We start from the raw sequence: 14068 nt of genomic DNA, 5'->3' as shown, positions 1-14068 counted from the left end.
CCTTCCTGCAGGATGATGCCGGCTCGCCGGTCGCGGGCGCCGCGGAAGAATGCCAGAGCCCGTCCGGAGCGATCCGCCGGGCGGAAGCGCTGTCGCGTGTGCCCGGCAGCATCGGCGCGCTGGCCTTCAGCCGCACCGGCGACCCGATGATGGGCGAATTTGGCGATGCCGAGGTGATCCGGAAATTCGGCGAGGTGCCGAGCGATCTCAGCGGGCTGTAGCCGCCTTCCCGGGGCGGTACGGCGGCCGCGTCAGACCGGCAGCAATCGGGCCCGTCGTTCCTGCTTGCGCGTATACATCGCGCGGTCGGCTTCTTCCAATGCCACGCTCCCCTGCATCCCCGGCCCCAGCGAGGTAACCCCCGCCGAGGCACCGGCAGAGATGCTGATATCGCGAAACACGAAGGTCAGCTGATCGATGGCGGCCTCCAGCTGCCGCGCCTTGGCCCGGGCATCGGCATCGTTCAGATTCCACAGCAACAACACGAATTCGTCGCCGCCGAGCCTGCCGATTACGTCGGACGCCCGGACGTGCCGTTTGAGCACCCCGACCACCGCCTTCAATACGGCATCGCCGGCAGCATGGCCAAAGGCATCGTTGATCGGCTTCAGTCGGTCGACATCGAGCACGATCAGCGCCCCGGTCGCGCCGTAGCGGCCAATGAAAGCAACGGCGCGAGCGAGCTCGCGGGCGAAGCCGCGGCGGTTGAGGACATCGAGCAGGAAGTCGGTTTCGGCAACCGCCCGCAGCTCGGCGATCTCCGCGCGCGCCTGTGTCAGTTGCGCGCGCAGCGCGCGAACCACCGGGGGCGCCGCGCGCCCCCGTATTTTCGTCTGCAGCCACAGCGGCTTGCGGTTGGTCACGGCGAGCCTGGTTTGCCGCAAAACCCGCGTGGGGGGTTTCTTTTTCATGAGGTTTGCTACAAGACTTGGGGGTCTTCACCAAGACCATATCATCTCTTCGCCGCGCCTTGCCTGGCAAGGTGCGAAACCTGTATTTCCAGCTATCCTTCTGGATTCGCGAAAGAATTAAAACGGAATGCCCGCGCCCGTCGCCATTATCATGGGAAGCCAGTCGGACTGGGAAACCATGCGCCACGCCGCCGACACGCTGACCGCGCTCAGCATCGCCTTCGAGCCGCGGATCGTCTCCGCGCACCGCACCCCGGACCGGCTGTACGCGTTTGCCAAGGGCGCCAAGGCCGCGGGCTTTCAGATCATCATCGCCGGCGCCGGTGGCGCGGCCCATCTGCCCGGCATGGCCGCGGCGCTGACCGAGCTGCCGGTGTTCGGCGTGCCGGTTGAATCAAGGGCGCTGTCCGGCGTCGACTCGCTGTATTCGATCGTGCAGATGCCGGCCGGCATCCCGGTCGGCACGCTGGCGATCGGCAAGGCCGGAGCAATCAACGCGGCCCTGCTCGCGGCCAGCGTGCTGGCGCTGCACGACGAAGTGCTGGCGACGCGGCTTGCCGCCTACCGGCAGGCACAGACCGACGCGGTTGCCGAACGGCCGGAGATCTCGGCGTGACCACCTCCTCACACAAGACGCTGAAGCCCGGCGATACCATTGGCATTCTCGGCGGCGGCCAGCTCGGCCGCATGCTGGCAATGGCGGCTGCGCGGCTCGGCCTGCGCTGTCAGGTGTTCTCACCGGATCCGGACTCGCCGGCGTTCGACGTTGTGCAGCATGCCACTTGCGCGGAATATGCCGACGTCGAGGCGCTGGAGCTGTTCGCCAATGATTGCGACGTCATCACCTATGAATTCGAGAACGTCCCCGCCGCCACCGCGATGATCCTTGATGCCCGGCGCCCGGTACTGCCGGCCCAGGCCATCCTGCGGACCACGCAGGACCGGCTGATCGAAAAGGATTTCATCACCGGGCTGGGCATTGGTACCGCGGCCTATGCCGACGTGTCGTCAGCCGCGGGCCTGCGCACGGCGATCGACAGAATCGGTCTGCCCGCGGTGATCAAGACCCGCCGCTTCGGCTATGACGGCAAGGGCCAAGCCATTATCCGCGACGGCTGTGACCTCGACCAGGTCTGGGAAGACCTCGCCACCAAAGCGGCGATCCTCGAGGCCTTCGTGCCGTTCGAACGCGAGATCTCGGTGGTTGCCGCGCGCGGCGCCGATGGCCATGTCGAATGTTTCGACGTGACCGAGAACGAGCATCGCGACCACATCTTGAAGTTCTCCTACGCACCCGCGAACATCTCCGACGAGCTCGCGGCGCAGGCGCGCGGCATCGCCGGAACGATCGCCAGCGCGCTCGGCTATGTCGGCGTGCTCGCGGTCGAACTGTTTGTCGTGCCCGGCCCGAATGGCGCGACGCTGGTGGTCAACGAGATCGCACCACGGGTGCACAATTCCGGTCACTGGACGCTGGACGGCGCCTCGGTGTCGCAGTTCGAGCAGCACATCCGCGCCATCGCCGGCTGGCCGCTGGCCAGAGCCGTGCGCCACGGCCAGGTCACCATGACCAATCTGATCGGCGACGACATCCTGGACTACGCGAAATGGATGACCGTCCCCGGCGCCACGGTGCATCTTTACGGCAAGGGCAAACCGAAACCCGGCCGCAAGATGGGACATGTCACCGAGGTAGCGCCGCCGGGCCGCAAGCCGCGGGGCTGATTCCATCGCCGTGCCCGGACCGATGCTGGTGGAGGCGGGAAACCGCCGATACCGGCAGGTAATCCGGGCCTGTCCCCACAAAACCCCAGCAAATCCGTCGATTTTGCGCATTATGACGGGAAAACCTCGCCCGGCCGAGGTGGACATTCTGGAATCCATCTGGTACATTCGCCACCCTGAGGTTGAGGACGTGGCCTTTGCCGGTCCTTCGCTTTACCCGAATTCCAATCCGATCAATTGAAGAGGATGCCGCGTGCAGGTTCTCGTTCGCGATAATAACGTCGATCAGGCTCTCAAGGCTCTGAAGAAGAAGATGCAGCGTGAGGGTATCTTTCGCGAGATGAAGCTTCGCGGCCATTACGAAAAGCCCTCTGAAAAGAAGGCTCGTGAGAAAGCTGAAGCCGTGCGTCGCGCACGCAAGCTGGCCCGCAAGAAGCTGCAGCGCGAAGGCCTGCTGCCGATGAAGCCGAAGCCGGTATTCGGCGCCGGCCCCGGTGGCGATCGCGGCGGCCGCCCGGGCGCTGGTGGCGCCGGTGCGGGCGCTCCGCGCACCCCGCGCTAAGCACTTCACCGAAAACCGATTTGATAACGCGGGCCCCTGTGCCCGCGTTATTTTTTTGACCGGATGCATTTTACCGTTCGCCGCGTTACCGTCGAGCGACCCCGTCGCCGCGTGAGAATCTGGTACCCATGGCACTCCCGAACCGCGAACCGTTGCGACGCATCAGGATCTCCGGATGCGGGCTCGTCGCGGTACTCGGTACAGCGCTCTGCGGCGCCGGCTGTTCGTTCGATCTGTCATCGATGACGCCAGGCTCGACCAAGGAAGCCGCGCCGCAGACGACGGCGCTACCGGACGTGGCCGCTGAATCGGGCGGCACCGCCACGAAGGAAGCGCAGCTCCATGCCGGGCGCGGGCAGATCCTGGCGCAATCCGGCAAGACCGCGGAGGCGCTGGCCGAGTTCAACACCGCGCTCGCGCTCGATCCGTATCATGTCGCGGCATTTTACCAGCGCGGCCTGCTGTATCAATCCGACCGGCAATACCAGCTGGCGATCGCCGATTTCAGCGCGGCCAACGGACTGACGCCGCAGCAGGCCGATCCGCTGCTCGGCCGCGCGCTGTGCTATCTTGCCGTTGGAAAGAACCGGGAAGCCGCCAACGACCTCGACGAGGCGAGCCAGGCCTCACCGCAAAACGCACGGATCTGGATCGCGCGTGGCACTGCCTATGAAAAGCTCGGCGACAAGGCGAAGGCGGCGGATTCCTACAGTCGCGCTCTGCTGCTGCGACCGAAAGACGACGAGGCACGCGGCGGCCTTGCCCGCGTCGACAGCCAGGGTCTGACTGGCCAGGTCCCGATCCGCCCGGACTGAAATATTGATCCCGGCGCCGCGGTGCCCCCGCGCCTGCCGCACGACGCCCAGACCTGATCCGATCTGGTCAGGTGTGAACTGTTTCGTCGCGCTACCGCTCGAACGGGTGCGGGATCACTGAATGGAAAACCGATCTCGCCGCCGACAGCACGTCCTCGGCCACATTCGTGCGCTCGCGCCGGTTCGGCGGCATCGTATCGGCCTGAAGGTCCAGCGGCGGTGGCACCGGGATTTCGCCGGGCGGGCGCGGGCGCTGCGAATCACCGCCGCGTTCAGCTGGCTCCGACGGTGAGCGCGAGGCAGCCGAACCATAGGTCTCGGTGCTCGGCGTCGAGACCATGATGGGGGGCGGCAGTTGCTGCAGCGAGGCGGTGGGGGGCGCCAAGGCGGCACGCGACGTGTCCTGCGCCCGTGGCGCCTCGGGTGCACGGGCTGCCTCCTGCGGTGCCGGCTGAGCTTCCTTCACGCTGCGTAACCGCTCGATCGCGGCGCGGGCAAGATCATTGGCATCCCGGCGCTCCTCAGCGGCCGCCGGCAGTTCGGCGGCGGGCGCCACATTGGCGATCACCGGAGCAGAAGCCGGCGCGGCCTTGGCGGCTTTGTCGCGACTCGCCGGCTGATGACGGCGCGTATCGGCGGGAACGCTGGCCGTTTCCGGCTTCTCGAGGCTGGCCTTCTCGACCGCCGGCTTGTCAGCCTTCGCCCTGGCCGCGGCATCCGGGACATTGGCGAGTTCGGAGGAATTTTCGATCGGCTTCGCAGTCGCCTTGGCGGCGGCCTTCGAATCGGGCTTCGCATCGGCCTTGGGATCGGGAACCGAGGCCATCGCAGCGGCGGGCTTGTCGGCCTCGTTCTTCGGCACGATGTAATGATTCACGATGTAAGCCCCGACGATCGTTGCCATAATCGAGGGCAAAATATCGATGGTGAACTTCGAGATATACTTCTTGAACATGAATCGTCCTCTCCCCGCGTCAGTGTTGCGGGGCCTTTGAGGCTGATTAAGGGATCAAACACGACGGATCGATGGCAAGCGCCGACCCATCGCGATGAAATGTTTCACGGCAGCGGGCGGCAGCCAGGGACCATCGCGCGATGCGCCCGGTACGGCGGCCACGGCGAGCGGGACAAGGCCTCAGGCCTTCTTCACTTCGACCTCGAGGAACACGATTTCCTGGTCGGTCTCGTTGAGCACGTCATGCTCGACGCCGGCTTTGCGGAAATAGGATTTTCCGGTGGTGATCGGTGCCTGAGAGCGGGTGCCGTCGGGCGCCACGATCGTCATCACGCCGGTGGTGATCGGCACGATCACATAGTCCATGCCGTGGGTATGGTGTCCGGTCGCCGCGCCCGGCGCGAGGCGCCATTCGGTGACGCGAACTTCGGCGGTGTCCTGCTGGACATCGGATTGGGCGGCGAGCATCGCGGGATTTCCTTTGGTGGTTACGGCACAAATACCGTGAGCAGGAATACTGCAAACACCAGCAAGTGCACCATCCCGAACAGGATATTCGTCACGCCGGTGCCAAAGGTCAGCATGCTGATGGCAAAGGTCATCACCAGCAGCACCATTTCGCCGGGCGCGAGGCCAAGCACCAAGGGCTTGCCCAGCAGATAGGCCGCCAGTGCCACCGCCGGCACGGTGAGGCTGATGGTCGCCAGCGCCGAGCCGAGCGACAGATTGATACTCTTCTGCAGCTGATTGTGGCGCGCCGCGGAGATGGCCGCGACACTTTCCGGAAGCAGCACCAGCAGCGCCACCACGATACCCGAGAAGGCCGGCGGCGCGCCGATCGCAGCCGCGCCGGCATCCACGACCACCGAGAAGGATTTCGCCAGCAGCACCACGGCCACCAGCGAGACGGCGAGCAGCACCGCGCTGATCCGGATGGTCCGGCTGGAAGCATGGCTTACATCGCCATCATCATCGCTGTTGATGAAGTAATCCCGGTGCAGCACGGTCTGCGTGTAGAGGAACAGGCCGTACAGGATCAACGTGACAACGCTGACAAAGGCGAGTTGCAGGCCCGAATACAGCGGCCCCTGCGCGCTCAGCGTATAGTTTGGCAGGATCAGCGTGATCGTCGACAGCACGATCAGCACGCTGAGATAGACCTTCGATCCCGACACCTGGAACACCTGCTCGGTGTAGCGCAGCCCGCCGGCCAGGATACAGAGCCCGACCAGGCCGTTGCAGACGATCATCACCACCGCGAACACCGTGTCGCGCGCCAGCGTCGGCACCGCCTTGTCGCCGAGCATGATGGTGGCGATCACGGCCACCTCGATGATGATCACCGACAGCGTCAGCAGCAACGTGCCATAGGGCTCGCCCATCTTGTGCGCGATGACTTCGGCATGATGAACCGCCGCGAACACGGTGCCGAACAGGATGATGAGCAACACCGCCGCGAAGGCCATGCCGGCGAGCGACGGCGTGAAAGACAGGCCGAAAGCAGCGCTGGCCGCGACGAAACCGACAGCCAGCGCGGGAAACATCCACGACGATCTGGGCAGGTGATTGGCTGACATCGGCACGGATCCTGAGGCGGCTGGGCATATTCGAACGGCGAGCCGTGCAACGGCCAGCGTACCGCCGCCCGGCGGATGACGCCGCGGCGAGGTGCCGGCTCGCCAAACGGCCAACGTTGCGTATAGTCGGTTCTCACCCGAAGGTGACAGTGCAAGAAACCAAGCGAGGAAGCGAGATGTTTTCACACATCATGATCGGCACCAACGATCTCGAGGCGGCGAAGTCGTTTTACGATCACCTGCTCGGCACGCTCGGCGTGGCGCCGGGCGCGGTTGATCGTCACCGGATTTTCTGGCGCACCAAGACCGGTACTTTTTCAGTATCGCAACCGATCGATGGCAAGCCCGCCACGGCTGCCAATGGCGGCACCATCGGCTTCGCCGCGCAATCAACCGCGGAGGCCGACGCCTGGCACGCCGCCGGCATCGCCAATGGCGCCACGCCCTGCGAGGATCCGCCGGGCGTGCGTGAGATGGGCGGCGTGAAGCTCTATCTGGCCTATCTCCGGGATCCCGACGGCAACAAGCTGTGCGCCATGCACCGGATTCCGAAGCAAGCCTGAGATGTTACGCCGGTTCCGCTTTGAACCCCGCCCTTATGAAAAACGCCCGGCCTCGCGGCCGGGCGTTTCCATTGGTTCTGTCACTTCGCGGCCTACATGCCCTTGACGATGTTCTCGGTCATCTTCTTGGCGTCGCCGAGCAGCATCATGGTGTTGTCGCGGTAGAACAGCGGGTTGTCGATGCCGGCATAGCCGGAGGCCAGCGAGCGCTTGATGAACATCACGGTGCCGGCCTTCCAGACCTGCAGCACCGGCATGCCATAGATCGGCGAGGTCTTGTCGTCCTCGGCGGCCGGGTTGGTGACGTCGTTGGCGCCGATCACGAAGGCCACGTCGGCCTGCGCGAATTCCGAGTTGATGTCCTCGAGCTCGAACACCTCGTCATAGGGCACGTTGGCTTCGGCGAGCAACACGTTCATGTGGCCAGGCATGCGGCCCGCCACCGGATGGATCGCGTATTTGACCTCGACGCCCTCGGCCTTGAGCTTGTCGGCCAATTCGCGCAGCGCGTGCTGCGCCTGCGCCACCGCCATGCCGTAGCCGGGCACGATGATCACCTTCTGCGCGTTCTTCATGATGAAGGCCGCGTCGTCGGCGGAGCCGAGCTTGACCGGCCGCACTTCGCCACTGGCGCCAGCGCCGGCCGCGGCGGTCTCGCCGCCAAAGCCGCCGAGGATCACCGAGATGAAGGAGCGGTTCATGGCGTGGCACATGATGTAGGACAGGATCGCCCCCGACGAGCCGACCAGCGCGCCGGTGATGATCAGCGCGGAGTTGCCCAGGGTGAAACCGATGCCGGCCGCGGCCCAACCGGAATAGGAGTTCAGCATCGAGATCACGACCGGCATGTCGGCGCCGCCGATCGGGATGATCAGCAAGGCCCCCAGCGCCAGCGCCAGGATCACGATCAGCCAGAAATCGACCACGCTGCCGGTCTTGACCATGCCGACCACGAACACCACCAGCAGGATCGCCAGCACGATATTGATGACATGGCGGAACGGCAGGATGATCGGCGAACCGCTCATGCGACCGGACAGCTTCGCGAAGGCGATCACCGAGCCGGTGAAGGTCAGCGCGCCGATCGCGACGCCGATCGCCATTTCGACCAGGCTGGCGCCATGGATATTGCCGGGAGTGCCGATGTCAAAGGCTTCCGGGGCGTAGAACGCGCCGGCGGCGACCAGCACCGCGGCCATGCCGACCAGCGAGTGGAAGGCGGCGGCCAGTTCGGGCATCGAGGTCATCGGCACGCGACGGGCGATCACCGCGCCGATGCCGCCGCCGATGCCGACACCGAGAATCACCAGCACCCAGCCGAGGCCATCGGCCGGCGGATGCGCCGCCAGCGTGGTCGCGACCGCGATGGCCATGCCGGCCATGCCGAGGAAATTACCCTGACGGCTGGTAGCCGGGCTGGACAGCCCGCGCAGCGACAGGATGAACAGGACGCCTGCAACGAGATACAGGACCGCGGCGAGATTGGCGTTCATCGGGCTGCCCTTACTTCTTTTTCTTCTGGTACATCGCCAGCATGCGCTGCGTGACCAGGAAGCCGCCAAAAATATTCACGGATGCGAAGATCAGCGCGACGAAGCCGAAGCCGCGCGCCCAGACACCGCCGCTACCGGCCATGGTAACGCCGACCGCGAGCAACGCGCCGACCACGATCACCGAGGAGATCGCGTTGGTCACGCTCATCAGCGGCGTATGCAGCGCGGGGGTCACCGACCACACCACGAAATAGCCGACGAACACGGCGAGTACGAAAATCGAGAGCCGGAACACGAACGGGTCGACGGCCTGTGCGATATGATCCATGGCGGCTTCCCCTTAAACGGTTTTCGGCTGGAAATTCGGATGGATGACGGCGCCATCCTTGGTCAGCGCCGTCGCCTTGACCAGATCGTCGTCCCAATTCACCGCGAGTTCCTTGGTGGTTTTGTCGACCAGCGTCTCGATGAAGGAGAACAGGTTTCGGGCATAGAGGCTGGACGCCGACGTCGGCACGCGACCGGCGACATTGGTGTAGCCGACGATCTTGACGCCGTTGATATCGGCGACTTCACCGGCGCGGGCGCCCTCAACATTGCCTCCCCGCTCGATGGCGAGATCGACCAGCACCGAACCGGGCTTCATCGACGCGACCATCTCGGCGGTGACCAGGCGCGGCGCGGGCCGGCCCGGGATCAGCGCGGTGGTGATGATGATATCCTGCTTCTTGATATGCTCGGCGGTGAGTGCCGCCTGCTTGGCCTGGTACTCTTTCGACATTTCCTTGGCGTAGCCGCCGGCGGTCTGGGCGTTCTTGAATTCCTCGTCTTCCACCGCGAGGAATTTGGCGCCGAGACTTTCGACCTGCTCCTTGGTAGCGGGCCGCACGTCGGTGGCGGTAACCACGGCCCCGAGCCGGCGCGCAGTAGCGATCGCCTGCAGGCCGGCGACGCCGACGCCCATCACGAATACCTTGGCGGCGGGAATGGTGCCGGCCGCGGTCATCATCATCGGGAAGGCGCGGCCGAAGGCCTCAGCGGCCTCGATCACGGCCCGGTAGCCGGCGAGATTAGCCTGGCTGGACAGCACGTCCATGACCTGGGCGCGGGTGATGCGCGGCATCAATTCCATCGCGAAGGCGGTAACGCCGGCATCGGCCATCGCCTTCAGCGCCACGTCGTTGCCATAGGGGTCCATGATCGCGATCACCAGCGCGCCACGCTTGTAGTTGGCGAGCTCCGACGCCTCAGGCCGCTTCACCTTGATGACGATGTCGGCGTCCTTCACCGCGTCGGCACTGATGGTGGCGCCCATCGCGGTGAAATCCGCATCCGGCATGCCGGAACGGGTGCCGGCGCCCGGCTCGATGACGACTTCGACGCCCAGCGCCTTGAACTTCTTCACCGTGTCGGGCGAAATCGCCACGCGCGGCTCGGACGGATCTATTTCCTTGGCAACGGCAATCTTCATAGGGCCTCCGGCGGCGTCTGGCGCGCGCGCGAGCTAAGCATACCGAAAACGCCGCTAATGCGACGCGCCGGCGATAAAATCAGGTCAGGAAGATGCCCATCAGGGCGACGATGGCGACCACGCCGATGGTGCCGAATTTCACCAGGACAATGAAGCCCTCATAGGTCTGCTCGTGGGCCGGATAGTCATTGCCGTCAGCGGTGGTGTAGGCGATTTCGTTGTGGTCAGCCATCGGAAGCTCCCTGAATGCGCATGTTGTATCGAATTGTTCCATTCGAATTAGCGCAATCGTCCGGGGAGAGCAACGACACTTACGCCCGGTAGGATGATGGCCCAATCGGACGATCCTCCGCTGTCATCGCGGCCAGTTGTCCCGAATCCAGCGCGCCAGGCTTTCCTCGCTGACTTCGCCGGCGGCGAGCGACAGGATGATGGAGGTTGCTTGCGCGGGGTCGGGATCAAGCTCAACGCCGTTCCTATCCAGAAATAACATCATGCTCATGAAGGCGATCCGCTTGCTGCCGTCGACAAAGGCATGGTTCTTCGCCAGCCCAAAAGCGTAGGCGGCCGCAAGCTCAGGCAATTCGGGCCGCTCATAGCGCCATTTGTTGACGGGACGTTCGAGCGCCGACCGCAGCATGCCCTCATCGCGCAAGCCGGGCGCTCCGCCGAAGCGACGGAGTTGCTTGCTGTGTATGGCAATCGCCTGTTCATAGGTGATCCAGCGGGGTTCGGTCGGGTCGCTCATTGTCGGCCTTCGTTATTTGGCCAGTGCGGCGAGAGTGTCTTTGTATTTGTCCATGATGCGATCAGCGGCTTGCATGGTTTCTTCGAAATCGGGGTCGTAGGGCATGGCTTGGAAGCCGCCTCCAGCAAGCTCAGTGATGTGCAGTTCCTGCCCACGCTTGAGGTCGAGCCGCTGCATGAGTTCTTTCGGCAGAAGCAAGCCGTCCGAATTGCCGATTTTTTTGATTTCGATTTTCATTGCGAAGTCCTATGAGCGAAAAGAGGAAAGGCGTGTTATACAAATGTATAACACGCCTTCGGTTGATGTTCAACAGATGTAATACGGAAAATCGCCCCCTACCCCATCGCCTCGAGCTCATCGATCATCCCGGAGATCACCGACAGCCCGCCGTCCCAGAAGGTCGGGTCCTTGGCGTCCAGCCCGAACGGCATCAGCAGTTCGGAATAATGCTTGGTGCCGCCCGCCGCCAGCATCGCCAGATAGCGTTCGGCAAAGCCCTCCTGGGCGTTCTCGTAGACGGCGTAGAGCGAGTTCACCAGGCAATCGCCGAAAGCGTAGGCGTAGACGTAGAACGGCGAATGGATGAAGTGCGGGATGTACATCCAGAAATTTTCGTAACCCGGCTTGATATCGATCGCCGGCCCCAGGCTCTCGTGCTGCACGCTCATCCAGATCTCGCCGATCCGCGCGGCGGTCAGTTCGCCGTTGCGGCGTTCGGTGTGAATGGCGCGCTCGAACGAGTAGAACGCGATCTGCCGCACCACGGTATTGATCATGTCCTCGACCTTGCCGGCCAGCAGCGCCTGGCGCTGTTTGGCGTTCTTCGTCTGCGACAGCAGCCGCTTGAAGGTCAACATCTCGCCGAATACCGAGGCGGTCTCGGCCAGCGTCAGCGGCGTCGGCGCCATCAGCGCACCGTTCTTGGCGGCCAGCACCTGGTGGACGCCGTGGCCGAGTTCGTGGGCGAGCGTCATCACGTCGCGCGGCTTGCCCTGGTAATTCATCAGCACATAGGGATGCGCCGATGGCGTGGTCGGGTGCGAGAACGCGCCCGGCGCCTTGCCGGGCCGCACCGAAGCGTCGATCCAGCGTTCGGTGAAGAACCGCTTGGCAATCGCCGACATCTCCGGCGAGAACGCGGTGTAGGCGGTCAGCACCATCTCCTGCGCTTCCGGCCAGGGAATGCTGCCGGTGGCCGCGAACGGCAGCGGCGCGTTGCGGTCCCAATGCGCCAGCTTCTTCTTGCCGAACCAGCGCGCCTTCAGGGCGTAATAGCGATGCGACAGCCGCGGATAGGCCGCGCGGACCGAACTCACCAGCGCGTCGACCACCTCGCGCTCGACCCGGTTGTTGAGGTGCCGGGAATCCGCGACGTCCGCGAAGCCACGCCAGCGGTCGGAAATTTCCTTGTCCTTGGCCAGCGTGTTGGTGATCAGCGCAAAGGTGCGCTCATTGGCCTTGAAGCTTTTGGCCAGCGCCTGCCCGGCCGCCTTGCGCTTGGCGGGGGCACGGTCCTGCAGCAGGCTCAGCGCCGGCTCGATCGCCAGTTCCTTGCCGGCGACCTTGAAACGCAGACCCGCAATGGTCTGGTCGAACAATCGGTTGAAGGCGCCATAGCTGGTCTGCGACTTTTCATGGAACAGCTCTTCGACGCGATCCTCGAGCTGGTACGGCTTGTCCTTGCGGCTGTCCTCGATCCATGGCCGGTAATGGCCAAGCTCGGGCGTCTGCATGGCCTGCTCGATGACGGCGTCATCGACGCGGTTGAGTTCAAGCGCGAAGAACAGCAGATGCAACGAGGCGGCGGTGATCCGCTCGGAAACGTCGCCGTAGAATTTCGAGATCGCCGGATCGACGCTGTCGCCGGCATGGATCAGCCCGGCATAGGAGCCGAGCCGGCCGGCCAGATCATCGATCGCCTCGTAGCGCTGCACGGCACCCGCGAGCCAGCGACCACCGCCCTGTTTCGCCGTCTCTTCAGCCAGCCGGCCCTTGTAGTCCGTCTCGAACGCCGCGCATTCCGCATCGATCCTGTCCAGATCGCGGGCGATTTCCGGCGCATCGATCGCCGAATACAGATCCGCCAGATTCCATTCCGGCAACCGTGCGGGTTTCGATCTGGCCGCGGGTTTCGTCACCGGCTTGACCAGCGCCTTGGAAGCGGATTTGGCCGCCGGCTTGGCGGGCGATTGGCGCGAGCCCTTGGCCGGGACGGCTGCCTTGCTGGAAACCGTTTTGCGGGAGGGCTTGGTGGTCCGGACGGTGGCAGATTTCGTCATGGGTACTTTCGAAATAATACGGCGGTCACCCCAGGGCGCCCGGCCGTGACGTCGGATCAACGAGCGGCCGTTCGCCACTGGCGCACGCTAGCTCGATCTTCATGAATCATATGGCGAATCGTAGACCACACCACAACGTTCTGCCCGGCAAGCCGCTCGGTCCAGGCCGGGACGCTCATGGCAGGCAGCGGCCGTGAAACCAGTGGTATTTTTGGGTCCCGATTCGCGGTCTGGTGTGCCTGCGGGCAGCCGTCGCGCGGCATTTACGCCGGTGCGCGCTTTTGTCTCGCCCGCGGCGCTGGCATGGCGTAGCGTGAAAATGCTATTCGCACCGCAGCATTATCAACCGCGCAGCGATTAACCGGCGGTGGTGCGTCACGTCCAGGCCCGGGCCCCTCTGACAGTTCATGTGAGCTGTGATGTCGGACTGAACGTTCAACCGGAGCGGCCCCATGACCGAACTTTTCACCCCAGAAGCCCTCAGCGCGCTGTTCCAGGTCATCATGATCGACCTCGTCCTTGCGGGCGACAACGCGATCGTGATCGGCCTCGCCGCTGCCGGTCTCCCCAAAGAACAGCGCGGCAAGGCGATCCTGATCGGCATCATTGCCGCCACCGTGCTGCGCATCGGCTTCGCCAGCGTCACCGTGCAATTGCTGCAGATCATCGGCCTGCTGCTCGCCGGCGGCGTGCTGCTGCTGTGGGTATGCTGGAAGATGTGGCGCGAGCTGCGCGCCGGGCCGGCGCATGACATTGACGCGCTGGACAACCAGCTCAATGCCGACGGCACGCCGGCCGCCCCCCGCAAGACGCTCGGACAAGCGGTCTGGCAGATCACCCTCGCCGACGTCTCGATGTCACTCGACAATGTGCTGGCCGTCGCCGGCGCCGCGCGCGACCATCCCACGATCCTGATCTTCGGCCTGGTGCTGTCGATCGCGCTGATGGGTCTCGCCGCCAGCTTCATGG

At 64.4% G+C, this 14068-nt stretch carries 18 protein-coding genes; 7 read left to right on the top strand and 11 right to left on the bottom strand.

The features are described from left to right. Positions 1–221 (top strand): hypothetical protein (locus tag Q0S16_RS20250; RefSeq protein ID WP_295852169.1); only part of this gene is annotated, 221 nt, incomplete at its 5' end. Between the two features lie 30 nt (positions 222–251). Here the strand turns inward: Q0S16_RS20250 and Q0S16_RS20245 are convergent. Further along, on the bottom strand, positions 252–911 hold the full coding sequence (locus Q0S16_RS20245) for a GGDEF domain-containing protein (RefSeq protein WP_295852166.1): 660 nt from the start codon (positions 909–911) through the stop codon (positions 252–254). Between the two features lie 127 nt (positions 912–1038). On the opposite strand from Q0S16_RS20245, the gene purE reads away from it, so the two are divergent. The 4 genes from purE (at position 1039) to Q0S16_RS20225 (ending at position 4013) form a co-directional block, all read left to right on the top strand. Then, the gene (purE, locus tag Q0S16_RS20240; RefSeq protein WP_295852163.1) at positions 1039–1527 is read left to right on the top strand and encodes a 5-(carboxyamino)imidazole ribonucleotide mutase; all 489 of its coding nucleotides are present in this window, start codon (positions 1039–1041) and stop codon (positions 1525–1527) included. Then, positions 1524–2636 (top strand): 5-(carboxyamino)imidazole ribonucleotide synthase, encoded by a 1113-nt coding sequence (locus Q0S16_RS20235; RefSeq protein WP_295852160.1) that lies wholly within the window; start codon positions 1524–1526, stop codon positions 2634–2636. Before purE ends, Q0S16_RS20235 begins: the two co-directional genes overlap by 4 nt. Before the next feature lie 253 nt (positions 2637–2889). After that, positions 2890–3198 carry a 30S ribosomal protein S21 gene (gene rpsU / locus Q0S16_RS20230; protein WP_295852157.1) on the top strand — a complete coding sequence of 103 codons (309 nt, stop codon included), beginning with the start codon at positions 2890–2892 and terminating at the stop codon, positions 3196–3198. Positions 3199–3326: 128 nt separating this feature from the next. Further along, positions 3327–4013, top strand: a complete 687-nt coding sequence (locus Q0S16_RS20225) for a tetratricopeptide repeat protein (RefSeq protein ID WP_295852155.1) — start codon at positions 3327–3329, stop codon at positions 4011–4013. Between the two features lie 91 nt (positions 4014–4104). Here the strand turns inward: Q0S16_RS20225 and Q0S16_RS20220 are convergent, their stop codons facing one another. The 3 genes from Q0S16_RS20220 to Q0S16_RS20210 form a co-directional block, all read right to left on the bottom strand. Next, positions 4105–4968, bottom strand: a complete 864-nt coding sequence (locus tag Q0S16_RS20220; protein ID WP_295852151.1) for a hypothetical protein — start codon at positions 4966–4968, stop codon at positions 4105–4107. Positions 4969–5148: 180 nt separating this feature from the next. Next, complete coding sequence (locus tag Q0S16_RS20215; RefSeq protein WP_295852149.1) at positions 5149–5436, bottom strand: cupin domain-containing protein; 288 nt, start codon at positions 5434–5436, stop codon at positions 5149–5151. Between the two features lie 20 nt (positions 5437–5456). Then, positions 5457–6545, bottom strand: coding sequence for an ionic transporter y4hA (locus tag Q0S16_RS20210; RefSeq protein ID WP_295852148.1), 1089 nt, complete (start codon positions 6543–6545; stop codon positions 5457–5459). Between the two features lie 176 nt (positions 6546–6721). On the opposite strand from Q0S16_RS20210, the gene Q0S16_RS20205 reads away from it, so the two are divergent. Next, complete coding sequence (locus tag Q0S16_RS20205; RefSeq protein ID WP_295852144.1) at positions 6722–7108, top strand: VOC family protein; 387 nt, start codon at positions 6722–6724, stop codon at positions 7106–7108. A 92-nt stretch (positions 7109–7200) separates the two neighbouring features. On the opposite strand, the gene Q0S16_RS20200 is transcribed toward Q0S16_RS20205, so the two are convergent. The 7 genes from Q0S16_RS20200 to Q0S16_RS20170 all read right to left on the bottom strand — a co-directional run bounded on the left by Q0S16_RS20200 (position 7201) and on the right by Q0S16_RS20170 (position 13099). After that, positions 7201–8601: an NAD(P)(+) transhydrogenase (Re/Si-specific) subunit beta gene (locus Q0S16_RS20200; protein ID WP_295852141.1), complete on the bottom strand. Its 1401-nt coding sequence runs from the start codon at positions 8599–8601 to the stop codon at positions 7201–7203. A gap of 10 nt (positions 8602–8611) precedes the next feature. Then, positions 8612–8929 (bottom strand): proton-translocating transhydrogenase family protein, encoded by a 318-nt coding sequence (locus Q0S16_RS20195; RefSeq protein ID WP_295852137.1) that lies wholly within the window; start codon positions 8927–8929, stop codon positions 8612–8614. A 12-nt stretch (positions 8930–8941) separates the two neighbouring features. Further along, positions 8942–10072: a Re/Si-specific NAD(P)(+) transhydrogenase subunit alpha gene (locus Q0S16_RS20190; RefSeq protein ID WP_295852135.1), complete on the bottom strand. Its 1131-nt coding sequence runs from the start codon at positions 10070–10072 to the stop codon at positions 8942–8944. 79 nt (positions 10073–10151) lie between these two features. Continuing rightward, a complete protein-coding gene (locus Q0S16_RS20185; protein WP_295852132.1) occupies positions 10152–10304 on the bottom strand; it encodes an aa3-type cytochrome c oxidase subunit IV in 153 nt (50 codons plus the stop codon). 123 nt (positions 10305–10427) lie between these two features. Next, on the bottom strand, positions 10428–10820 hold the full coding sequence (locus Q0S16_RS20180; protein WP_295852128.1) for a type II toxin-antitoxin system death-on-curing family toxin: 393 nt from the start codon (positions 10818–10820) through the stop codon (positions 10428–10430). Positions 10821–10832: 12 nt separating this feature from the next. Next, on the bottom strand, positions 10833–11057 hold the full coding sequence (locus Q0S16_RS20175) for an AbrB family transcriptional regulator (protein WP_295852126.1): 225 nt from the start codon (positions 11055–11057) through the stop codon (positions 10833–10835). Between the two features lie 98 nt (positions 11058–11155). Then, the gene (locus tag Q0S16_RS20170) at positions 11156–13099 is read right to left on the bottom strand and encodes a M3 family oligoendopeptidase (RefSeq protein ID WP_295852122.1); all 1944 of its coding nucleotides are present in this window, start codon (positions 13097–13099) and stop codon (positions 11156–11158) included. A gap of 452 nt (positions 13100–13551) precedes the next feature. Here Q0S16_RS20170 and Q0S16_RS20165 point away from each other — a divergent pair. Beyond that, the coding region (locus tag Q0S16_RS20165) for a YjbE family putative metal transport protein (RefSeq protein ID WP_295852118.1) at positions 13552–14068 on the top strand (517 nt) is incomplete at its 3' end.

The organism is Tardiphaga sp. (genome assembly GCF_025356345.1).
Lineage (GTDB): Bacteria > Pseudomonadota > Alphaproteobacteria > Rhizobiales > Xanthobacteraceae > Tardiphaga.
Note: the sequence above shows the minus strand (reverse complement) of the source record. Positions and strands in the feature narration are given on the sequence as shown.